The 25,003-nt window shown below is 35.3% G+C and carries 12 protein-coding genes; 5 read left to right on the plus strand and 7 right to left on the minus strand.

All coding sequences use genetic code 11. The features are described 5' to 3' along the window. Window positions 1–2: 2 nt before the first annotated feature. The 3 genes from PL77_RS15530 to PL77_RS15540 all read left to right on the plus strand — a co-directional run bounded on the left by PL77_RS15530 (window position 3) and on the right by PL77_RS15540 (window position 5,494). On the plus strand, window positions 3–1,655 hold the full coding sequence (locus PL77_RS15530; RefSeq protein WP_044207158.1) for an MFS transporter: 1,653 nt from the start codon (window positions 3–5) through the stop codon (window positions 1,653–1,655). 14 nt (window positions 1,656–1,669) lie between these two features. Next, the gene (locus PL77_RS15535; protein ID WP_044207160.1) at window positions 1,670–4,129 is read left to right on the plus strand and encodes a GH36-type glycosyl hydrolase domain-containing protein; all 2,460 of its coding nucleotides are present in this window, start codon (window positions 1,670–1,672) and stop codon (window positions 4,127–4,129) included. A 144-nt stretch (window positions 4,130–4,273) separates the two neighbouring features. Further along, a complete protein-coding gene (locus PL77_RS15540; protein ID WP_044207161.1) occupies window positions 4,274–5,494 on the plus strand; it encodes a pyridoxal-dependent decarboxylase in 1,221 nt (406 codons plus the stop codon). A gap of 66 nt (window positions 5,495–5,560) precedes the next feature. On the opposite strand, the gene mog is transcribed toward PL77_RS15540, so the two are convergent. Next, window positions 5,561–6,100 (minus strand): molybdopterin adenylyltransferase, encoded by a 540-nt coding sequence (gene mog / locus PL77_RS15545; RefSeq protein ID WP_044207162.1) that lies wholly within the window; start codon window positions 6,098–6,100, stop codon window positions 5,561–5,563. A 906-nt stretch (window positions 6,101–7,006) separates the two neighbouring features. Beyond that, window positions 7,007–8,518, minus strand: coding sequence for a sulfatase (locus tag PL77_RS15550; RefSeq protein WP_082026569.1), 1,512 nt, complete (start codon window positions 8,516–8,518; stop codon window positions 7,007–7,009). A 352-nt stretch (window positions 8,519–8,870) separates the two neighbouring features. Here PL77_RS15550 and PL77_RS15555 point away from each other — a divergent pair, with 352 nt between their 5' ends. Continuing rightward, window positions 8,871–11,363 (plus strand): glycoside hydrolase family 2 TIM barrel-domain containing protein, encoded by a 2,493-nt coding sequence (locus PL77_RS15555; protein WP_082026570.1) that lies wholly within the window; start codon window positions 8,871–8,873, stop codon window positions 11,361–11,363. Window positions 11,364–11,961: 598 nt separating this feature from the next. Here PL77_RS15555 and PL77_RS15560 read toward each other — a convergent pair. From PL77_RS15560 to PL77_RS15580, 5 genes are all read right to left on the minus strand, one after another. Beyond that, window positions 11,962–14,193: an immunoglobulin-like domain-containing protein gene (locus PL77_RS15560; RefSeq protein ID WP_044207164.1), complete on the minus strand. Its 2,232-nt coding sequence runs from the start codon at window positions 14,191–14,193 to the stop codon at window positions 11,962–11,964. Next, entirely contained in the window at window positions 14,187–15,329 is a 1,143-nt protein-coding gene (locus PL77_RS15565) for a hypothetical protein (protein ID WP_044207166.1), read from the minus strand. The genes PL77_RS15560 and PL77_RS15565 overlap by 7 nt, the downstream gene beginning before the upstream one ends. A gap of 198 nt (window positions 15,330–15,527) precedes the next feature. After that, entirely contained in the window at window positions 15,528–16,649 is a 1,122-nt protein-coding gene (locus tag PL77_RS15570) for an aldose epimerase family protein (RefSeq protein ID WP_044207171.1), read from the minus strand. A gap of 15 nt (window positions 16,650–16,664) precedes the next feature. Beyond that, window positions 16,665–18,125, minus strand: coding sequence for an alpha-L-fucosidase (locus PL77_RS15575; protein WP_044207173.1), 1,461 nt, complete (start codon window positions 18,123–18,125; stop codon window positions 16,665–16,667). Window positions 18,126–18,300: 175 nt separating this feature from the next. Next, complete coding sequence (locus PL77_RS15580; protein WP_216595908.1) at window positions 18,301–19,902, minus strand: alpha-L-fucosidase; 1,602 nt, start codon at window positions 19,900–19,902, stop codon at window positions 18,301–18,303. A gap of 757 nt (window positions 19,903–20,659) precedes the next feature. Between PL77_RS15580 and PL77_RS15585 the strand changes: the two genes are divergently transcribed. Then, a complete protein-coding gene (locus PL77_RS15585) occupies window positions 20,660–24,850 on the plus strand; it encodes a two-component regulator propeller domain-containing protein (protein ID WP_044207181.1) in 4,191 nt (1,396 codons plus the stop codon). The last annotated feature ends 153 nt before the right edge of the window (window positions 24,851–25,003 follow it).

A 25,003-nucleotide genomic window follows, 5' to 3' on the forward strand; every position in this document is an offset into this window, starting at 1 on the left:
CAATGAATACACATGTGAATTCAACCAATCAACCTTTGTCAATAAAGGAAAAAATTGGTTATGCTTTAGGTGATGGCGCTGCCAATATTGCATGGAGAGGTGTCGCAACATTTTTATTAATTTTTTATACCGATGTATTTGGTATTGCCCCAGCGGTAGTCGGAGTATTGATGCTAGTTGCTAGATCCAGTGATGGATTAAGTGATGTTTTTATGGGAATCGTTGGTGATAGAACCAAGTCTAAATATGGTAAATTTAGACCTTGGATATTATGGACTGCGATACCGTTAGGTGCTATTCTATCATTACTATTTACCACTCCAGATTTAGGCAACGAAGGTAAAGTTGTTTATGCTTATACTACGTACATTCTTTTCACATTAATCTACACGGCCAACAATATTCCTTATGGGGCTTTAATGGCCGTGATGACAGGAAATGATAAGGAAAGAACTTCACTAGGCAGTTATAGGATGGTAGGTGCTTTTACTGGGGGAATGATTGTTCAAGGTGCTTTGCTTTATCTTGTTGCAACGTTTGGCAATGTCAATCCAAGTATACAATTAGAACAAATAACAGCTGACAGTTATCTTGTGACCGTTTCGGCTCCAAATGATGTTCCTAATGCTAACATCAAAACCAAAAATGGCATTGCCTCTTTTCAATGGGAAGATGCTAATTTTGAAGATCAGAGCATTACACCAAGTAAGAGTTTTTTAATGGAAGCAGACTTTGAGTACACTTTTTCGGTAACAGGCGAAGAAAATCTAACTCAGGAAAGTTTCTCGATCATTAATCAGAAAAAGGGATACAGTACAGCCATTTACGTAATGAGTGTGTTCTTGACTTTGTTCATGTTTATTACTTTTTATACTACCAAGGAACGTATTGCTCCTCCTAAAAGACAAAAGACAGATTTAGGAACAGATTTCAAAGATTTACTAAATAATAGACCTTGGTTTGTATTGTTATTCATTGGTTTATTATTCAATATCTATAATTCAATCAAACAAGGTATTGTGGTGATTTACTTCACACATTATCTCAATGATCAATTGTTGGCGGCTTCATATATGATAGCACTAACAATAGCGTCTATTGGTGGAGCAATGATTACGGCTTCACTAGGAAAGAAGTTTGGAAAGAAAAAGTTATTTATCTACGCTTTATTATTTTCAGCAATCGTTAACGCACTACTGTTCTTTTGTGGAACCACAGATATCGTTGCCATTTTTACACTTGGAATTATTTCTGAATTTGCCTCTGCTATATTCCCTACTCTTTTCTTTGCTATGCTTGGCGATGTGGCGGATTATTCAGAGTATACCAACGGAAGAAGAGCTACAGGACTTGTTTATTCCGCAGGTTCTTTTGCCACAAAATTTGGAGGAGGTATCGCAGCCGCCATCATTGGTTTTGTACTAAGTGCCTATCATTATGATGGTTTAGATCACACTACCATAGAAGGAGCAATTCCAGGTATTAAGATGTTAATGAGTTGGGTACCTGCACTCATTGGAGTGATAGCTGCGGGGTTGATGTACCTGTATCCTCTAAATGACAAATTCCTGGAAAGAATCAATATTGAGTTAAACAAAAGACGCTCGTTAGAAGAAAATAATTCTCAAACAGACGTACTAGAAGAAGTATTATAAATTTCGACATACAAATGACAGTTACAACAGCAAAAAGTAATAAGTTTGGTTATTTTGATGATACCCAAAAAGAATATGTTATTACTAACCCAGCAACACCTTTTCCTTGGATCAATTACCTTGGTAATGAAGACTTCTTTTCTTTAGTTTCCAATACCGCCGGTGGTTATTCATTTTATAAAGATGCTAAATTTAGACGATTAAATAGATATAGATACAATAATGTACCAATGGATAATGGGGGGCGTTATTTTTATATCAAAGAAGATGAAACGATTTGGTCTCCTGGATGGAAACCAGTTAAAACACCTCTTGACGAGTATGAATGTCGACATGGATTGAGTTATACTAAAATCAATGGAAGTAAAAATGAATTAGAGGCTGAAGTAACATTCTTCGTTCCGTTAGGACATTGGTGTGAAATCCAAAAAATGACCTTAACAAACAAGAGTAATACTAAAAAAACTTTCAAGTTATTCTCTTATAATGAATGGTGTTTATGGAATGCTGAGGATGACCAAAATAACCTTCAAAGAAACTTATCTACCGGAGAAGTAGAAATTGATGGGGCAACTTTATATCATAAAACAGAATATAAAGAAAGAAGAAATCACTATGCTTTTTATCATCTAAATGCTGATATAGATGGATACGATACAGACCGTGAATCATTTATTGGCTTATATAATGAATTTTCAAATCCTCAAGCAGTAGTAGATGGATCTCCTAAAAATTCAGAAGCACATGGATGGTCTCCTATCGCATCACATTATAAAGAAATAACTTTAGAGGCTGGTGAAAGTACAGATCTCATTTTTATTTTAGGGTATGTTGAGAATGAAGAAAACGACAAGTGGGAGTCGAAAGGAATTATCAATAAAACGAAAGCAAAAGATTTAATCCAAAAATTTAATACAGTTGAAAAAGTTGATTTAGCACTTAAAGCTTTATCTGAGTACTGGACTGATTTACTTTCAATTATTTCTTTGGATCATGAAGATGACCGCCTCAATAGAATGGTCAATATTTGGAATCAATATCAATGCATGGTCACTTTCAATATGTCGAGATCTGCTTCATTCTTTGAAGTGGGAATTGGAAGAGGCATGGGCTTTAGAGATTCCAACCAAGATTTGATTGGGTTTGTGCATCAAGTTCCTGAAAGAGCAAGAGAACGAATTATTGATATTGCATCAACACAATTTCCTGATGGAGGCTGCTATCATCAATATCAGCCACTTACAAAAAGAGGAAATGACGCCATTGGTGGAGGTTTCAATGATGACCCAATGTGGTTAATTCTTGGAACAGTAAGTTATATCAAAGAAACGGGTGATTTTTCTATTTTAGACGAAATGGTTCCGTTTGATAATGATCCTAGTTTAGCACAAACGTTATTTGACCACCTTACCATATCATTTAATCACGTTATCAATAATTTAGGACCTAATGGATTACCACTAATTGGTAGAGCTGATTGGAATGATTGCCTCAATTTAAATTGTTTTTCATCTGACCCTAATGAATCATTTCAAACTACAGAAAATAACACTGAAGGTTCCAAAGCGGAATCAGTAATGATAGCAGGTTTGTTTGTGGTTTATGGAACGGAATACATTCAGTTATGCCATGAATTAGGAAAAACAGAAGAAGCGGAAAGAGCCCTTACTTTTGTGAATGCCATGAAAGAAGCAGTGAAAACAAAAGGTTGGGATGGAGAATGGTTCTTACGTGCCTATGACTTCTACGGTAATAAAGTAGGTTCAGAGGAAAATGAAGAAGGAAAAATCTTTATTGAGTCTCAAGGGTGGTGTTCTATGGCCGAAATTGGCTTGGAAGAAGGTATGGTAGAAAAAGCACTTGATAGTGTAAAAGAAAGATTAGATACACCGTATGGCATAGTACTAAATAACCCTGCATTTACCGAATACAAAATCGAATATGGTGAAATTTCTACTTACCCTAAAGGGTACAAAGAAAATGCGGGTATTTTCTGCCACAATAACCCTTGGATTATCATCGGTGAAACAAAATTAGGAAGAGGTGATCAAGCATTTGATTACTTCAAGAAAATATGCCCTTCTTATTTAGAAGATATTCAACAATTACATAAAGTTGAGCCTTATGTGTATTGTCAAATGATAGCCGGAAAAGATGCATTTATTCCTGGAGAAGGGAAAAATAGCTGGCTTTCTGGAACGGCTGCATGGAACTTCTACACGTTGATGCATTATATTTTAGGTATTCAACCTGAATACAATGGTCTTTTAATCAATCCTTGTATTCCGAAAGAATGGAAAGGATATACGGTAACTCGTAAGTTTAGAGGTGGCACCTACAATATTACCATTCAAAACTTAAACAATGTCAGTAAAGGTATTACTGAAATTTTTGTGAATGGTGATAAAATAGAAGGCAGCTTAATCCCAATTCTAGGAAAAGGCACGCACGAAGTTATCGTGACAATGGGATAAAACAATTCTTAAAAGAGGAAGAGGAAGGTGAAACGTATTGCTAATTACTTTGCATAAAATTTCACCTTACTCTTCTTTCATTAACTGTTTAACTGCTGCATTTTTTTCTTATTTTTGCATTCCACTAAATTACTAACCATCGAAATGCATATTTGGGAAAAGAAAACCAAAGAAGAAATCAGACAAAGAGTGTTTGATGCTTTAAAAGAGAATAGAGATTATTTTGGTAATAATTCATTGGGTGTACCAGGTTCTCACCTTGATAGTAAAGTATTTCCAGAAGATGCTCCTTTTCTTAAAGAAGCTCCATTCATCACCTCTCTCTTACATAATCCTAATCATATTGGGTGCCATACTCAAGGAGAAAGCGAAAGCTTTTTTAAAGGAACTCAAGATATTGAAAGAGAACTTATTGAAATCTGCGGGGTTGATATATTAAAGGGGCAACCCCAAAGTATTGATGGCTATGTGGCTGCTGGCGGAACAGAAGCCAATATGCAGGCCATTTGGATTTACAGAAACTATTTCAAAGAAGAGTATAATGCTGAAAATGATGAAATTGCCATCATTGCTTCTCAAGACAGTCATTACTCTATGGCTAAAGCTTCTAACATTTTATCACTCACTTATTATAGAATTGATGTGTCTGAAAATGATAGAGCTTTACAAAAAGATTCACTACATCAGAAGATTGAACAAGCATTAGCTGAAGGCAAGAAGTATTTTATCGTTATTGCCAATATGATGACCACTATGTTTGGTTCTGTTGATGATGTATCGGTTTATACTGATTTTTTGAAAGAACGAAATCTTCCTTTCAAGCTTCATATCGACGGGGCTTACGGAGGTTTCTTTTTTCCATTTTCTCATAAGAGTCATTCTCTAGACTTCAGAAATGAAGATATTTCCTCAGTAACGCTAGATGCACACAAAATGCTTCAAGCCCCTTATGGTACTGGATTGTTTTTAGTTCGAAAAGATTGGATGAAATATGGCAACACAAAAGCCGATTATGTGCAAGGTGATGATTTTACAATGATTGGAAGTCGATCAGGTGCCAATGCAATAGCTATTTGGATGATTCTATTGACTTATGGGCCTTATGGAATGCGTGAAAAAATATATATTCTCAGTAAAAGAGGTGATTGGTTTACTCATAAACTAGATGAAATTGGCATTCAGTATTTTAGAAGTAAAGATTCTAATATTATCACAATGAAAGCCAAAGGCATTGCTCCTGAAATAGCGTCTAAATACGGATTAGTTCCTGATGTTCATCATAATCCTTCTTGGTACAAAGTAGTTATTATGGAACACGTAACCATTGAGAAATTAGCTCCATTGGTCGAGGATTTGAAAAAATAAATCAAAAAAATAGCACAAGTTTTTGTAATTCAGAAACTTGTGCTATTCTTAAAAAAGGAATTTCAATTATTTCTGTTTTGGTCGAAATACTTTCATTTCCTCCTCTTTTGTTTCTATATAAGCTCCTTCAATTAAATCGATACAATAAGGAATGGCCGGGAAAACAACCTCAAGGCATTCTTTAATTGATTTCGGTTTACCTGGTAAATTCACAATAAGAGCACTACCACGTGTACCCGCCGTTTGGCGTGAAAGAATAGCAGTTGGCACATATTTCAAACTCATCTGTCTCATCAATTCACCAAACCCAGGAAGCATTTTTTCACAAACCGCTTCAGTAGCTTCTGGCGTGACATCTCTAACAGCAGGGCCAGTTCCACCTGTAGTTACAATTAAACTACAGCCTTTGTCGTCTGCCATGTTTTTCATTTCTTTCTCTAATAAATCTTGCTCATCAGGAACAACAGCATAAACTTCTTCCCAAGGAGTTGAAAGCCAAAGATTCATCAATCTTCTTACCTCTTTTCCTGGTAGGTCCTCATATTCTCCCCTACTTGCTCTATCAGAGACATTGATAATGCCTATTTTTAATTTCTTAGTGTCCATTTGTTTGTCTTGAGATTTCAAAAAGTAGCTAAAGTTAAGCACTAGAATAAAAGTAGTAAAGAAAAAGATGATCTCTAAGCATAAAAAAACACCTCGCTGATAATACCAACGAGGTGTTTCATGAACTTAACTCTCTCAATTCTTTATATCACTTTTCTAAAAGTGCATTCATCTAACTTCTGAATATATATACTTAGTTTGAGTTCATAATGTTTCATTTTAAACATATATATAACCAAACAAATCATAACAAAATGACTAGTAATCATGTTAGTTCATTTTTTTGATTTAGTTTGAATACAGTCAATATGTATTATTATATAGAAGGTTATTATAAAAAACCTTTGTCTTTCTACAAGCAATTATAGGATCTACTTCCAAGCTACCTTCTTCTTCATTTTTCCATTGATGAAAAACGCAGCAAAAAATCTAGGCTTTGAACGCAAAAGCTAAATTACATTCCTTTCGCCTAATGAAAGTCTAACTCGATCAAAACTTCATCGTTTTGAGATGCTCAAACAGCAAAATCATTTTTAACGGCTCATTCCATGAAATTCTTAACGCTTTTCCCTTCAAGGCCGGGAGAGATACTTCTAAATGATTGTCTGATTACAATTCAAAAGACAAAAGTTTAATAATAATCTCCTAAAATGCAGTTGTGTAGGGTCGTTGCATTGCAACGACCTCGCGAACCATAATACATAACCATCTACCATTTTTAAAGAATGAATAATAATTCACAATAATTTAATTTACAATGTAAAAGCCATAAAAAAAGACCTTAAATATTAAGGCCTTTTGGTAAGTTGATATGCTATGTCAAGTAGTCACACTAGATCGTCTAATATTTGTTTATTTTAATTATGACAAAAGCATAGGTGAAAGTGTGTAAATGTAGTCTGTTTATTATCTCGATTTTTCGTTCTGTTCTTTTAAGTGCTTTTTATATAATTTCATGTATTTACTATGACCGATTTCCTCACCTGCAAGCATTTTATTGTAAGCTTCGGTGTGGTGCTCTTTTATAAATTCAATAGGTGCTAAACCTGGAACAGGCTTGGGGTCAAAGAAGCTAGAAACTGGCGTCATTCTTTTGTCTTCTGCCAAAGCTTCTTTTCTCATTTTCTTTAACACATCTCGGTATTCTGGATTGTTCGCCAAGTTGTGTACTTCAAAAGGGTCATTTTTGATATTGTAAAGTTCTTCGTTTGGTTTTGATGCTGAAAACCATTTCTGCTGAATATCATTCAATTCTCCTTTTTCATTCAATGCTCTCATCACGTGCACTGCTGGACGGTACCATTCCAAGTAACCTTGGTGAGCGTCGTAAGGAATATCAGGTCTATCATTTCTGATGTATCTGAATTCTTCGTTTGAAATAGAACATGATTGCTCAGGTATTTCGTCCCATAAACCTCTGTAAGAATACACATTTTTTCTATCAAAATTCTCATCAATAAATGATTGTCCCGTGAGATAGTCTGGTAGTTCAACACCTGCAATATCCAAGATGGTTGCTGTAATATCTGTACTCGCAATGATCTGACGTGATTCCTCGTCATGTTCATATCCTTCTGGCCATTTGATGATCAATGGAATTCTTGAACCAGAATCAAACAAATATCCTTTTCCTTTGATATTACATCTTCCGTTATCTCCAATTACAATAATGACCGTATTATCGTAAATGCCTTTCTCTTTTAATTCATCGATCAACATCTGCATTTCAGCATCTGCATACTCAACCTGATCCAAATATTTCGCCCAATCCAAACGAATGGCCGGGTGGTCTGCGTATTCAGGTGGTAGTTGTACATCTGCTGGATTTACAGGGTGAGCCGATTCTTCTCTTACTTGATCCCACCAATCTCCTCTATGTGTAACGTTCAATTGTATCTGAGCAAAAAACGGTTGATCTTCTACCGTGAACTCATCGTATTTATCAAACAATCCAAAATCCTTATCCCAATCTCCAATTTTATTATGTTTGAAGTTGACATCAATCTTACGTCCTTTTCCTCTTACATTGGTGTGTCCAAGGATTGTAGTATATCCTTGTTTTTTCAACTGATAAGTAAAAGGTTTGAATGGTGCTGACAAAGGTTCATCTCTGTTACTTCTATGATGATGTGTGTTGGTCAACCTTTGGTGTGCACCCACCATCATAGCTGATCTGTTGGTAGAACAAATGGATGCCGTTCCAAAACAGTTATAATAAATTGTACCTTCCTCTGCTAATGCATTAAAAGTTGGTGTTTTCACTGCAGGCATTCCATAACATTCAAAGTCATGTGAAATATCTTCCAGCATCACCCAAATAATATTAGGTTTCTCAAATGTCTTTTTCTCTTCTTTTTGATTACACGATATAAAAAGTAATAGTATCGAGCTTAAAAAAAATGGATATAATAATTTCATTTCAACTGCATTTATAAATTCGATTTGTTCCAAAGCTAAGAGAATATTTAGGTAGTCATAGGCCGTTAATCCTAATTGCCGAAAATCCCCTCCTATTATGCAGGATAATTACTACTAATTGACATTTATGGCCTTATCGTCCACAACGATCTAATGGGTTATTGCGTGGTCCATTTGAATTATCATTTAAAAATAAAATAGCGTTTTCAACTTCTAAAAAACCTAATAATAGTAAGGATAAAAGGGGGGTATTTTTTTCTAATTAATCCTACATGATTACACATAACCGAACTAATTAAATTGCTCATGAATCAATAGAAACGATGTTCACATTATCATTAAATGAATAACGATGAAATATTACTTAATTAATTTCTTTGTTTTGCTATTCTGCTCTACCACGGTTTTCGGGCAGTCTACAGGACATACTGACTTCAATAAAGATTGGAAGTTTTATAAAGGTGAAGTAAAGGAAGGGCAATCTCCTACACTCGATGATTCGAAATGGAGAACGGTTCAGATCCCTCATGATTGGGCCATTGAAGGTCCTTTTTCGGTAGAATATAATGCTCGTTGTGGTGGATTACCTTTTCACGGAGAAGGTTGGTATAGAAAAAGTTTTACACTAACGAATACACAAAAAGGTAAAAACATTGCAGTAGAGTTTGAAGGTGTAATGAAAAACTCTGAGGTCTGGATAAACGGTCATTACTTAGGGAAAAGGCCTTTTGGTTATTTAGGTTTTGAGTATGACATGACGCCATATTTAAAACAAGAAGGGGAAAACATTATCGCTGTAAAAGCAAAACCTGAAGATCTTTCTTCGAGATGGTATCCTGGTGCTGGTATTTATAGAAAAGTTTGGTTGAATGTTCATGAAGATGTTAGAATCGCTCATTGGGGTACTTTTGTAAAAGCCAATAACGTATCCTCTAAAGTAGCTACTGTTGATATCAAATTGGAAATTCAAAACTATGCGGAAACGGATAAGGTTGTTTCAATTGCTCAACAAATTCAAAATGAACAAGGAGAAACGGTAAAGGTTTTAAATCAAAAAACGATTGCGGAGGGTAGTAAAACGATTATCAATGAACAGTCTTTTAATTTGATTCACCCTCAGTTGTGGACACTAGAAGAGCCTCATTTGTATCAGTTAGTGACTGAATTGAAAGATGTAGATGGAAATGTATTGGATCATTATATTACAAAATTTGGAGTTCGTGATATCAAATTCACACCCAATGATGGTTTCTTCTTAAATGGAAAAAGAACGGAGATGAAAGGGGTTTGTCTTCACCATGATTTAGGTCCTTTGGGTACTGCGGTCAACAAAAGAGCAACAGAACGTCAGTTGGAAATCATGAAAGAAATGGGTGTGAATGCAATCAGGACTTCACACAATCCACCAAGTAGAGAACAGTTGGAGGCTTGTGATAAAATGGGTATTCTGGTATTGGATGAGGCTTTTGATGAATGGGGAATCCAAAAAATTGAAAATGGTTACCATACTGTTTTTGAGGAATGGCACGAGCGTGATTTGAGAGATATGATTCGTAGAGACCGAAACCACCCTTCCATTATTATGTGGAGTATTGGAAATGAAATCAGAGAGCAAAAAGTAAAAGACGGTTGGAAAGTAGCTCAAAAGCTAGGGAAAATTTGTCACGAGGAAGATCCTTCAAGACCCAACACGGCTGGCTTCAATCAATATGAAAATTCAATCAAAAACAAGCTAGCACATCATGTAGATATTGTCGGTTTTAACTACAAAGCGGCGAAGTATGCTGAGATAAAAAAGAACTATCCGGATTGGATTGTATATGGTTCGGAGACAGAATCGATCACAAGTTCTAGAGGTGTTTACCATGCTCCGTTTTTAGAAAAATATGAAAAAAATACGGATCATCAGGTGACAGGTTATGACATCATTGGCCCGATTTGGTCTTACCCTCCTGATATGGAATTTAAGTTTTTGGAAGAAAATCCAAGCATTTTGGGTGAGTTTATGTGGACAGGCTTTGACTACTTGGGCGAACCAACTCCTTATGGTGGTAGAGACAATTCCACAAACGGTTATTGGAATGATGACTGGCCTAACAAATCTTCTTTCTTTGGTCCAGTTGATCTATGTGGTTTTAAGAAAGACCGTTTCTATTTATATCAAAGTCAATGGACTGAAACGCCAATGGTTCACCTACTTCCTCATTGGAATTGGAAAGGTTTTGAAGGACAAGAAATTCCGGTGTTTGCATATACCAATGCTGAAGCTGTAGAGCTATTCTTAAATGGGAAAAGTTTAGGAAAGAAAATCAAAGGCGTAGATAAAGGAATTGTCCCAGTAAAATTCATGTATTATGAAGGTCCAACAGACTTCCCGTCACCTTATCGATTGAGATGGGATGTGCCTTATGAAAAAGGAGAATTGAAGGCTGTAGCCTACATCGATGGTCAAATAGTCGGTGAAGAAATCATCAAAACTACTTCGAAAGCAAAATCAATCGAGCTAACAGCAGACCGTAAAGTGATTTCATCTGAAGATGGTGAAGACCTTGTTTTTGTAACTGCGAGAGCATTGGATGCTGACGGTAATTTTTGTGCAACTTTCAATGGTCAAATCCAATTTGCGGTAAATGGTGACGGTACTTTTGAAGACACTGGAAACGGAGATCCTTCTTCATTGGTTTTACCAAACAGCAAGAAATTGAAATTCTTTAATGGAATGGCTTTAGTAATTGCAAGAGCCAACCAAGGTGATGGTGGTACAATTACAATTTCAGCTTCTGGTAAAGGTTTGAAAAAAGCAGTTATTACCGTGGAGACAAAAGCGGATCAAAAAGATTTATAAGACCTTTTTCACTAACGTTCATAGAAATACTCTGTAGCTAAAAATAATTTAAATAGTGTGTGTAAAGCCTTAGGATAATTTCCTAAGGCTTTTCTTTTTTATAAAATTCTCAGAATTTAATCAACCCTATAATCTAATCTGTTAATAATCTACGGATTAAAAAAGTCAATTTATATATCATATATGACTATTATTTAGAGTTCGCTCCAAAGATTGACTGCCATTTTAATTTGGCAGTAATTACATCGGCCTTGAAGGAAAAAGCGTGAAGAATTTCATGGAATGAGCCGGTTAAAATGATTTTGTTGTTTGAGCATCTCAAAACGATGAAGTTTTGATCGAGTTAGACTTTCATTAGGCGAAAGGAGAGAAATTTAGCTTTTGACTTCTAAGCCTAGCTTTTTTTGCTTCGTTTTTTCAGTAATGGAAAAAATGAAGAAGAAGGTAGTTTGGAAATCAGAACTTTTATGTTTGTAGAAATGCCTATTAATAGTAACAATACGATTGTTTCAATTAAACACCAATAATTTAAATAAAAACAGCCTGAATGAAATCAATCACTCAGGCTGTTTACCGTCTCTCCTATTTTAATTACTCCCTATTTTTTTATAAATTTTATAGGTTGATGATTTACTCTTAAAATATATTGACCTTTTGGAAGATCGTCTAATTCAAGCGTTGTTTTAAAAGTATATTGACTTAATTCAACTGTTTTAACATTAATCCCTATCAAGTTATAAATTTCGATCAATTGGATTGGTTGTGACGATTCAACATTTACAGCTCCAAATGTTGGGTTTGGATAAAGCGATAAAATAGCCTTGTCCTTATCAATGGAAGTTACCTGCTCTTCTGCTTTTACAACCACTTCAAACTCTTTCACTAGTGTGAAATCTCCAAGTTGTAAAGTAGCAGTAAGGTTGGTAGTCACATCTCTAAATGATCTTGTTACTTTTCCTTCATTGGTTATTGTTGTTCTATCAGATACCCATACCACTATCGTATTATACATTCCACTTGTTGCTAAAATCACATCAGCAGTCACACTTTCAGCATTATCACCTTCTGCAAATTGAATTTCCAATGCATCAAAAGCTTCTTGCAACAATGCTTCTTCATCATTCAGAACCGTCACTACAAAATCTTTAGTTGATACTGCATCATTTAAAGTGATTGTTGCCGTTAATGTAACCTCTGTTACTTCCACCGGTACTGTAACTATTCCTGTAGAAGTAACTATAGCATCATTACTAGAGGCCCAAGTGATCACTACATCTTGATATTCTGTATCTTCTGTTGGTAATATCATGGATTGCGTAACCTCCATTGCATTATCTCCATCAGCAAATTCTATCGCTATACGGCTTGTCACTTTTTCAACGATTTCCTCATCTGGAGTAGGTACAGTCGATAAAGTAAAAGTTTTTGTTGCTGATGATTCTCCTAAAGTTAAAGTCGCAACTATAGACGCTGTTACAGCATCATCAGTAATTATAACTTCTCCGTTATCTGAAATATTAGTATGTGCACTGGCATCCCATGTAATCACCGAATTATGTAAACCACCCGCTGGTAATGTAATATTTTGTGAAACATGATCAGCATCATCCCCTTCTTCAAATACGATCTCTAAAGCTTCAACTGCTTCCTGTAAAAGTTCTTCTTCGGTAGGTTCACGCACTTCCAATAATACTTTAATATTAAATTCTTTTGTATCAGAAGCATCATTTTTAGTTAAAGTAGCCGTCACCACCACATCGGTATCGACTTCTAAACGAGTCACTTCACCTGATGCTGTAATTACAGAAGAGTTTGAGGATACCCAACTTACAACCACACCATTTTCGCCTGAAGTAGGTAAAGTAATATCTTGAGTAACTGTCATCTCATCTTCTCCAGTAGCATAAGTGATTTCCAAATTATCTTTTGCTAATGCAACCAGCTCATCATCAGTTGGTGGAGGTGTTCCCTCTCCTAAAACCGTAATTGTAAACTCTTTCGTAACCGATGCTGCATTTTTTGACAAAGTGGCTGTCAATACCACATCTGTATCATCAACTTGACGTGATACAACCCCTGTATTTGATACCACTCCTACATTTGAAGAAGACCAGCTTACTATAACCTCATTTTCTGCTGTTGTTTCAAGAGTGATATTTTGCGTCACAGTATTTGCTCCTTCATCATCTGCATAAATAATAGACAAGTTTTCTTTCGCTAAAGCAACTAATTCCTCGTCTGTAGGTGCTCTAGCAATCACTTTAACTGTAAATTCTTTTGTATCAGAAGCATCATTTTTAGTTAAAGTAGCCGTCAATACTACATCTGTATCTTCTTTTTGCTGAGTTACTACTCCTGCATCAGAAATGACATTTGTATTGGAAGATGACCAATTGACAATCACATCATTTTCTGCTGAAGTTGGCAAAGTTAAATTTTGAGTTACCATTGTCTCATCTTCTCCAGTAGCATAAGTAATCATTAGATTTTCTTTGGCCAAAGTTACTAATTCTTCATCTGTAGGTTCTTTCGCTAGTACCTTAACTGTAAATTCTTTTGTATCAGAAGCATCATTTTTAGTTAAAGTAGCTGTCAATACTACGTCAGTATCTGCCTCCTGTTGTGTCACAACACCTGTATTTGAAATGACATCTGTATTGGAAGACGACCAACTTACAGTCACATCACTTTCTCCTACTGATGGAAGTGTGATGTCTTGAGTAACGGTTGTAGCATCTTCACCGCTTGCATAAGTGATGGCTAGGCTTTCTTTTGCTGATGCCACTAATTCCTCATCTGTAGGTGCGCCTGCTGCTACAATTTTCAACAATGGATGTGAGAAAGTAATTTCTCCTGGAGCACACTGTCAACGCCTCCAAATTGAACAGCCACATTCCATTGATAGGCATCTTTTGGAATTTCAAAAGAGGTTAAAAATGTTTTTTCTGTTGATGCCAATGTGAATTGATTAGAATTGACATCATGGTTTGTAAAACCTCCCTCACCGTCAGGAGTTCTATATCTGAAATTAAATCTAAACTTGACTCCTTCATCATTGGATGCTGTCGCTTTAGCAGAAAGCTCAAACGTTACGTTCTCATTTTCCTGAGGTAATGCAATATTTTGCCAAGGCAAGGCCATCACCAATGTACTCCAGTTTCCTGTTATAGCATCTACTTTATTGATAAGCACTTTGTTATAGTTGGTAGTACCTTCAATAGCTTGAATAGTGTTAGGTGCTGTAGCTAATGTATTGGACCAAATTGCCAATGTTGGGTTTCCTAAAGCATCTGCAAACTTATCATCTGGAATAAGATTATCCGGATCACTTGGTTCTTGTGGCTTATCTTCCTCATCAGTATCTAACGTCAATGAAGGCTCGTAAAAATAGATATCGCCAACAGCACCACTTTTACTACCGCCAAATTGAATATCAAGATTCCATTGGAAAGCGTCATTAGGAACTTCAATAGGAACAATAAACTCTTGTTCTGAACTCGTAAGTTCAAAAACATCTGAATAAACGTTATTGTTGACAATTTGATCATCTCCGTCTTTTGTTCTATAACGGAAGTAAAATCTGAACTTTACACCATCATCATTTGATGCTTTTAATTTTCCAGATAAAATGAAATTGACATTTCCTTCTTGAGTACTAAGATCAATATCTTGCCAAGTTATACCCATTTTAAGGGTATTCCAATTCCCAGAAACATCAGTCTTGGAAATTAAAATTTGATGATTGTCTCCTGTTCCTGCTACTGCTGTAATTGAATTAGGAGCCGAAGCCACTGTATTCGACCATTCTTCTAAAGAAGGGTTTCCATCACCGTCTTTGAATTGGTGATTAGGAACTAAATTGCTAGCAGAAGAAAGTGATAAAAGTGGAGCATTTATGTTTGCAAATACAGATGAAATGCAAATCATGAGTACGCTTGCTAATAAAAAAGTAGTTTTAAATTTCATGCTTAATAAGTATACATTCATTTCATGTTTGAGAATGATCAAAATTATCTATTCACTTCTTTATCATGTAATTAGTAGACATTGAATAGGAACCAATAATTGTTATTTACCCCTAATTCTTAGTAAAAATACCCTGTAAGTCTTTTCGTTAGGAAGTCTAAAATACTGATTAAAAAAATGAATCCATCATCTCAATCATTAATTATTCAATTTTTGATCTATGCCGAACTGATAGATCACGGTTTCCTTGTAGGTTTCACCCGCTTTCACTAATGAAGATGGGAAATTAGGGTGATTTGGTGTATCGGGTAGATGTTGTGTTTCCAAACAGAAAGCGATATGTTTTCCATAAGCTTTACCTTGTTTTCCAACAAACTTTCCATCTAATGAGTTACCCGTATAAAATTGTACTGAAGGTTGAGTGGTGAGCACATTTAAAGTTCTTCCTGAAGCTGGATCTACAATCTCGATGACCTTCTTTAATTTTCCATTTTCTTTATTGAAAACATAACAGAAATGATAACCGTTATTATTTAGCTTAAAAATATTTTCACCTATAGCTTTTTGAACAGTCAAATCCTTTTCTGTATTTCTGATGTCTTCTAATTGTCCTGTAGGTACAATATCTTGATCTATTGCAGTGATTGAATTGGCATCAATTTTAATTTTTTGATCTAGAATTGTATTCTTCATTCCATTTAAATTAAAATAAGAATGATTGGTCATACTGATGTGTGTGTCTTTGTCAGTGGTAGCTTCAAAATCAATTCTAATTTCATTTTTGTCAGTCAATGTATAGGTCACCTTGGATTGTACATTACCAGGAAATCCATTGGATCCATCTTTTGAAAAATATGAAAAAATAACCCCAGCTTGATGTTTATCTTTAAAAGTCTTCTCCACTTTCCATACGGCACTACTAAACTCTCCGCCACCATGAATAGCGTGTTTTCCTCCTTTGGTATTCAATTGGTATTTCACACCCTCAATTTCAAATTCACCATTTCTAATTCGATTGGCAAAACGACCGACAGTCGCTCCAAAAAGAGGGTTCGGCTTTTGGTATTGGGCTAGATTATCAAAACCCAATACTACATCTTCCATTTTTTGATTTCGATCAGGCACTTCAGCTTTTACTAAAATAGCACCATAGTTGGTAAGCTGAATATGCATGCCTTTTGGATTTTTAATATCCAATAAAAATATCTTTTCTGTACCGTCTTTTCCCCACTCTTTTTGCGAAAGAGAAAAACGTTTTTTCTGAGCAAGACTAATCTGAGTAATGAACAGAAAAAGTAAAGTAATAAAGCGTAATTTCATTTCGATTAGTCGTTTTTATAGTAATTTGTTTTGAAATTCAATTTCAAAAGAACGTGCATATTTACTAGGTCTATCTTTAGATAGAAAAACGGAAAGTCCTCCATCTGTTTGCTTCCATTCTACTTTCTCTTCACTACCTAACAACCTGATATGTCTGATATTAAACTGAGAATCTACATTAGACAATTCAGGTATTTCCAATTCACCATCCTCTGAATTACTCATCAAAAAGACATACAACTTGCCATTATTTTTGGTGAAGCGGTAACTATCTTGTGTGGAATAATTGAGTTTGAATTGCTTTGAAAAAGAACCTTTATAACTGGTCAATGATCCCTTTCCATATGTAACCCAAGGTGTTGCACCAAAAATTGCATCCTCATTAATGTCAATCCATGCACCTATTCCTTTTAATATCTCTTTTTGAGCTTCAGGAATAGTACCATCAGCATTGGGGGAAATGTGCAATAGTACATTTCCATTTTTACTGATGATATCAATAAAGTCTTCAATAACTCTTCTTGTTTTCTTGTTCTTTAATTCACCAGTAGAATAATTTGTATATTTTGCCAACTGAATGTTCGCTTGCCACGTTTCGTCTTTAATCTCTCTTACTTTGGAGTGATTAAAATTCATCACGTTAGTACCTTTAGGAAGTGCATTTGTATATTTACTTTGAGTCTGTAACACCACCCCTTTATCCCAATCAATCCCTTTGTTATAATAATACAAAGCTAACCTTTCATGATAAGGCTTGAATTCATTTTTATTCATAAAGAAATCAAACCACATCAAATCAGGCTCATATTGATCTATAATATCAGTGGTTCTATTCCACCAATGATCAATGAAAGTCTGACTTACAGGTTGTGTTGGAAATTGAGAAGCCAAATCCAATATTCTGTTGGCCTTTTGAAGGTCTGACTTTGAGCTGTAAAAATTCCAATTGTAAGCAAAGTGCGAAGACAAGCCCACTTTTAAGTGCTGCTTTTTAGAGGCTTGCATTAATTCTTTTGTAAGGTCTCTTTTTGGACCTTGATTGACACTGTTAAAAGTAGTGTGGTTTGAATTGTACATTGCAAAACCATCATGATGTTCTGCAATTGAAATTATATACTGAGCACCCGATTCTTTGAATAAACTGGCCCATTCATCTGCATTAAAAGATTCGGCGGTATATTGTGGTATAAAATCCTCATATCTTACACTAGTTCCATAATTTGCTTTATGAAAATCATGCAACGGGTGTGGCACTCTATTGATTACTTTACCATTAGCATTGTATTGTACACTATCAAAATCCATCCATCTCGCATAAAAAGGAGTTTTGATTTTTGGTACATTAAAAATACCCCATTCTACAAAAACTCCTAACTTTGCATCTTTGAACCATTGGGGTACTTTATAGCTTTGAACCGATTCCCAATTGGTATCGTAGGCATAATGTTGTGGTTTTTCGGAATGGGTTCTAATCATCGAAAAACTATAAATGGCGAAAAATGTTAAGCATACTGCTAGAGCCTTGATCATTTTTATTTTCATTTCATAGCATATTTAATGATGTAGGGGTAGACCTATATGTCTACCCACATTTGATTTGTTGGTGGAGCGTGATGGGTAGACACATAGGTCTACCCCTACGTACGGACAATTACAACGTTTGCTCGAATTCTCCTCCCAATTCAGTTTCTTTGTAGCCTTCGCATAAGATTCTGAATGCATGAGCGAATTTTGTTGGGAATGACTTTGGTCGTTTGATCACTAGTCCTTCGTCTGTTCTTTCCCACTTCAATTCTTCATTACTACCTAAAAGTGTCACCTTTTCGATCTTGTTATTCAATAGACCAATGGCAGTACTTAATGATTTGATCTTGATGTCACCTTTTGGGGTATCCATCACTAAAGCATAGAATTCACTGTTACTTTTCTTCGTGAAACGGATATCATTTTCTTTATATCTAATTTTCTTTCTTTCGATCTTATGACCGCCAGCAGGAAGTCTTGTAGGACCTTCACCGAAAATAGTCCAAGGTCTTGTACCGTAGATAGCGTCACCATTTACCGCTAACCATTCGCCCATGTCTACTAAAAGGTTTTCCATTTCAACAGGTATTGTACCGTCAGGGTTTGGAGGCACGTTCAATAACATGTTACCATTTTTGGCTACGATATCAATCAAAATATCAACAAGTTCATCTGATGAAACGAATTTTGCATTTGATCTGTAGAACCACGTACCTGGAGATGTATCCGTAATCCAAGCATCTTGTTTTGGTTGATTTGGTCTACCTCTTTCGTAATCACGAATTGCTGAAATTTCAGGGAAAGTTTCTTCTTTGAAAAGCACCGCTACTTCTTTGTTCCACTCTTCACCTTTGTTGTAGTAATACGCCAAGAATTTCTTTCTGCTCTCTTCGTTCATGTTTTCCAACCACCAGTCAAACCAAATGATATCAGGTTGATAGTTGTCGATATATTCTTTTAACTTGGCCCACCATTCTTTGTAGAATCTTTCTGTAGGCTCATTGTTATAGAAATCGTGTGGATCAGTGTATAAATCATAATCTTCTGGATCTACACCACCGTATTCATGGGCTGGTGCGAAATATTTCCAAGTAAAGGCATGGTGGAAAGAAGCGATAAACTTCATTCCTCTTTTCTCTACTTCAGATTTTAGTTCTTTAGATACATCTATTCCTCCATAATTGACAGAGTTCCAACGAGTGGCTTTACTATCCCACATCGCAAAGTTGTCATGGTGCATTGCTACTGGACCTGCATATTTCGCTCCTGACTTTTCAAATAATTCAGCCCATTTTTGTGGATCAAAACCTGTTGGTTTGAAATTTTCAATCAGATACTTGTAACCGAACTCGGCTGGATCACCAAATTGCTCCACATGGTGTAAATAGTTTGTTGTAGGACTATCGTTGACTGTACCGTCCTTTCGATTGGGCAATTTACCGGTCTTCCAATTAGGAATACCATTTTTACCATACATCATCATACCGTGCCATCCTGCTAATTTTTGCTTTGGCTTCATATTAACAAATGCACCAGAAATTGGTCCCCAGTGGGTGTATATTCCAAACTTGGCATCTCTAAACCAGTCTGGTGATTTGTTCACCTTGGCTAAGGACTCCCAATCTTCCGTAAATTTTTCTGTTGATTTTAGCTCCTGCTGTTTTGGTTGCATTTGGCAAGCACCCAATGCGCACATAACAGACAGCGAAATTGTTTTCATTACTTTCATACTCTCTTATTTTTTAAAGGAGCACTAAGGCAAAAACAAACGAATGTTTCGTGCACCATAGTTAAAACTATGGGCAGGTGATAGTCCCACCTAATCAAGACTGAAGTCTTGAAAGTTGGAAACGTAAGCAACACTTCAGTATTGGTGAAGTCAATATCACCTGCCCATGACTTCAGTCATGGTGCACGATATTTTGTCCCTTTACTTTTGTCCTAGTACTTAAGTCCACGACTCTTAGATTTGATTTCAAAAAGCAAACAGAAAAGTATTTCCCGTTTTGCTTGAAACAAATGTAGATTGATACAATGGGAAGGCTAGAGAATTTTAGTAAATCAATAGGGGGAATAATCCATCGATCGAAAAACAAGTGGTTTTAATGAGAGATTGACCTTTTTGAAAATATCAGCCCACGCGATGGTCATTTTTAATAAATATTATCTTTTAACAAGCTGCCGATTCATTACATCAATAGATAATATTAATACATAAACCTTATTTTTGTGTAAGAATCATTTTTTAGACTAAATACGACTAACCTTGAAAATAGAACCACTTGATTTTAGTGCTGATTAGCGGGTGTTATTTTGAAAAAGTACCCTATTGGGCGAAAAATAGGGATAAATAATACTAATTTCACCCTTGTAAATAATTACACCACATGAATGAGTGCTTCGTTCACTAACACATCGAAAGGGCTATAAACAGTGCTTTTGATAAGACTTTTTTGATACACTATCCACATTAATGAAATGAATTTATGAAAAACAACTACTCCATAATCAACAGGAAAATAATCGCTAAAATTACCCTATTACTGTTTTCATTTTTCGCGCATTCATTATTTGCACAAGAAAATGAGATCGTTTTTGATATAGAATTATATGCTACTAAAAACGGCTTAATACAAAATGATATCACAAGCATTTATCAAGACAGTAAGGGTTTGATGTGGTTCGGTACAAATGCGGGCATCAGTAAATTTGATGGTTATAGTTTCACTAACTATAGCATGGATACACATCAATTGACCTCTAATATTATTAGTTGCTTTCAAGAAGATCAATACCATAATCTATGGATCGGTTTGCTGAATTCTGGAATCTGCCGTTTGAATTTAGAAACAGGTGAAATGACTTCTTTTCGAAATACTAATGGATCAAAAATTTTAAGTTCAAACAACGTTTTTTCACTGGCATTGGATGAGGACGGAAACTTGTGGATTGGAACTACGAAAGGATTAAACTGTATACCAACCGAGGAGTTGACCAAAGATACATTCAAGGCAAAAAAATATTACGCCAATCACCATAATTCCAAAAGCATTTTATCTAATCAAGTTACCAAACTTTTTAATGATAGAAATGGAAATTTATGGGTTGGAACCAAAAAAGGTTTACAAATCGCAATTAAACCATCCAATAATCAACCTTCTTATACCTTCAAAGAAATCTCCAATACCAAACTCCCCCCTGTTAAAGATATCAAGGAATCTGAAGAAGGTGTTTATTTCTGCGGTCCACACGGGGTTCATCTTTTTAATGAAGAAAAGTCTACACTTCGAAAAGTTTCTACGGGGCGTTTTAATACACTTTGCATTGACCCTAACAAACACTTACTAGGTGGTACTCGAAAAGGGTTGATTTTTATGGAATATGATGAAATTAGTGGTACTTATATTAAGAAAAAGCATATTCATAGTGAGAACTTTGATGCATTAAAAATCAACATTATCACTGAAGTATTTAAGGATAAGTTAGGTGTAATTTGGATTGGCACTAAAGGAGGTGGTATTATCAAATATAACCCTAATGGCAAACGTTTTAAAGACATCTATAAAACCAATGATAAAACAAGCATTTCTTACAACAAAATAAGGTCTATATACGAAGACAGCAAAGGAAGATTATGGATTGGAACGCAAGGAGGAGCGTTAAATGTACTGGAAAATTCGAATGAAGGATTGGACCACGGTTATAAAGACCTCACGTTTGAAAAAATAAAATCGAATACCATTTTCGATATCACCGAATGGAATGATCAACTTATTTTTGGCATTCGAAAAAAAGGCAAAGTGTATCAACTTGATATTGATACGGATCTTGAACAGAATACTGGCTTGACCGCTCAAAACCTATTAGCCGTTAATGAGGATGCCCCTGCCTTTTCGGTTAAAAGTGATGGTGATGATGTGATATGGCTGGGTTCTTATGGTGATGGGTTGATCAGAGGTATTAGAAAAGGGAATAAAATTGAATGGACGAACATTACGAATCAAAAAGATTTGAAAAATGAGAGGGTGAAACAAATTCGCAGTATTTTGATTGATAGCTATGGTAATCTTTGGGTGGGGTCTTCACAAGGTTTGGTTTTTATTCCTAAGGATCAAAAGTTGAAAGAAAAACCTGAATTTGAACTCTATAAAAATCAACCGGATCAGAATAACAGCCTTTCATATAATTACGTCTTACCCGTTTTTGAAGCCTCAAACGGTGAAATTTGGATTGGAACAATGGGTGGTGGATTAAATATTTTCAACCCAGAAAATGTAAAGGATGAGGAAATTATTTTTGAACATATCAAAATTAAAGATGGACTTCCGAGTAATATCATCAAATCAATTTTGGAAGACGACTATCAAAACCTTTGGATCAGTAGTAATCATGGTATCACCAAAATCAATTTAGATTCAAGAGAAATTAAAAACTACAATATCAGTGACGGCCTTCAGGATAATGAATTCAGTGATATGGCTTCATGTAAATTAAAGAATGGTGATTTGATGTTTGGCGGTGTAAATGGCATTAATTACTTCACTCCTCATGAAATTGTAGATGATTATTTAGTGGGAGATCTTGTCTTTACTGAATTGAGTGTATTGAACAAAACAATCCATGTCAATGACACGCTGGATGGTAATAAGATTTTAACCAAAAATATTCAGTATACCCAAAGCATTAAATTGAACCATGATCAGAATAGCTTTGCAGTACAGTTTGCTGGTTTGCATTTTGGGTCTCCTTATAAAAACAAATACAAGTACAAATTGAATGGTTTTGATGAAGATTGGATTACTACAGATGCTGATTTTAGAATTGCAAAATATACCAATCTATCTCCAGGAAGTTATACTTTGGAAGTGAAAGCCTCTAATGGTGACAACATCTGGAATCCAAAATCATTATTCTTAGATATAGAAATTACTTCCCCTTGGTGGGCTACTGTTTGGGCCAAAATCCTTTATGCTGTAGCTATTATTTTCTTTGTTTATCTCTTTTCTAGGTTCTCATTGATTACTGTCCAAAAGAGACATCAATTGGAATTAGAAAAGTTTGAAAGAGAAAAACTAGAGCATTTGAGTCAAATGAAGTTGCAATTCTTCACTAATATTTCTCATGAATTGCGTACGCCTTTAACATTGATCCATACACCAATTGAACAACTTATTAGTAAAGGGAGTGCTTATTCTTCTTTGGAAAAAGAAAAGTATTATAAGTTGATTCATAAAAATGTCAATCACTTGATGAATCTTGTAAACCAACTGCTAGATTTTAGAAAAATGGAACAAGGGCATACTGCCCTCCAAGTAAAAGAAGGCGATTGGGTAGTTTTTACTGAACAGATTTATCATTCTTTTAAAGAGTTTGCCAATCATGAGCGTGTTGATTTTACATTGGACATCAAGACGCAAACTATACAAGGATATTTTGATCAAGATAAACTCAAAAAAATACTGAACAATTTATTATCCAATGCCTTTAAGTTTACTTATGCTGGACAGGTGAAATTAACGATTCAGCAAGAGCATGGGGATGTAGTGATTGAAGTAAAAGATACAGGTTTTGGTATTTCTGAAGATCACTTGAAGTATTTATTTGAGCCTTTCTATCAAGTGGAAAACTCTAAGTCAAAAGGAAAAAGTGAAGGTACAGGTATTGGGCTATCATTTACCAAAAGTTTAGTGGAATTGCACCATGGAACAATAGAGGTAGAAAGTGAGAAAAATACAGGTTCAACTTTCAAAATTAAATTCCCTCTTAATGAAGTGGCTTATGAAAATGACGTGAAGATAGAAGCTCTTCCTGAAGAGACTATTATGGTTGAAAGCGAGGAAGAAGAAGAGTTAACGGCTCAGGAAGAGGAATTAAGTTTGACTACCAAACCGAAAATTGTGATTGCAGACGACAACCCTGCTATTCTTGACCTTTTACATGAATTATTAAAAGATACTTTTAAAGTTTATAAGGCTGAAGATGGAGAAAAAGCATTCCAATTGGCCAAAGAAGTGATGCCAAACCTTATTCTTTCTGACATCATGATGCCAGTGATGGATGGTTATGAATTGACAAAGAAAATTCGTGAGGATGCTCAGGTTTGTCACTTACCTATCATTTTATTAACGGCAAAGAACTCTAATGATAGTAAACTAAAAGGGTATGAATATGGCGTGGATGCCTATGTCACTAAACCTTTTAATACTGAAGTATTATTGGCACGAATCAATACGTTGGTAGAAAATAGAAGACGTTTGCAAAAGAATTTTAGAACAAACATTGATACGCAACCAAGTGAAGTGACCTTTACTTCTATTGATGAGCGATTCTTAAATCGTTTGGTGGCCATTGTGGAGGAGAATATTTCAGATCCTAAGTTTACCGTTGAAAAGCTGGCTTACGAATATGGCACTACTCCTCTCCGATTAAATCAAAAATTGAAAGCACTAACGGAGCAGACTGCCAAAATTTTCATTAGAAATATCCGATTAAAACGCGCGGCCCAACTCTTGAAGATGGGTAGATACGGCGTAAGTGATGTCACTTATGAGGTTGGGTTCAGTGATTTGAAGTATTTCAGAAACTGCTTCAAAAAAGAATTTGGTGTCCCTCCTTCTCATTTCTTGCGCAATAAAAAGAAAAAAGAAGAGGAAGTTGAAGCGTCTAAAACAGAATAAGACAATGTATTTACGCCCTATTTTAGTTTTTATGAAATGAAAAACAACACACCTAAATAACTGTATTACTTGCACTTAACTTGACTTTGAATACTACTTTTAAAAAGTAGGGGGAAATAATTTTCAGACCATTTCAAAAGGGATTTTTTTATT

This window comes from Flammeovirga sp. OC4 (genome assembly GCF_000812565.1).
GTDB lineage: Bacteria > Bacteroidota > Bacteroidia > Cytophagales > Flammeovirgaceae > Flammeovirga.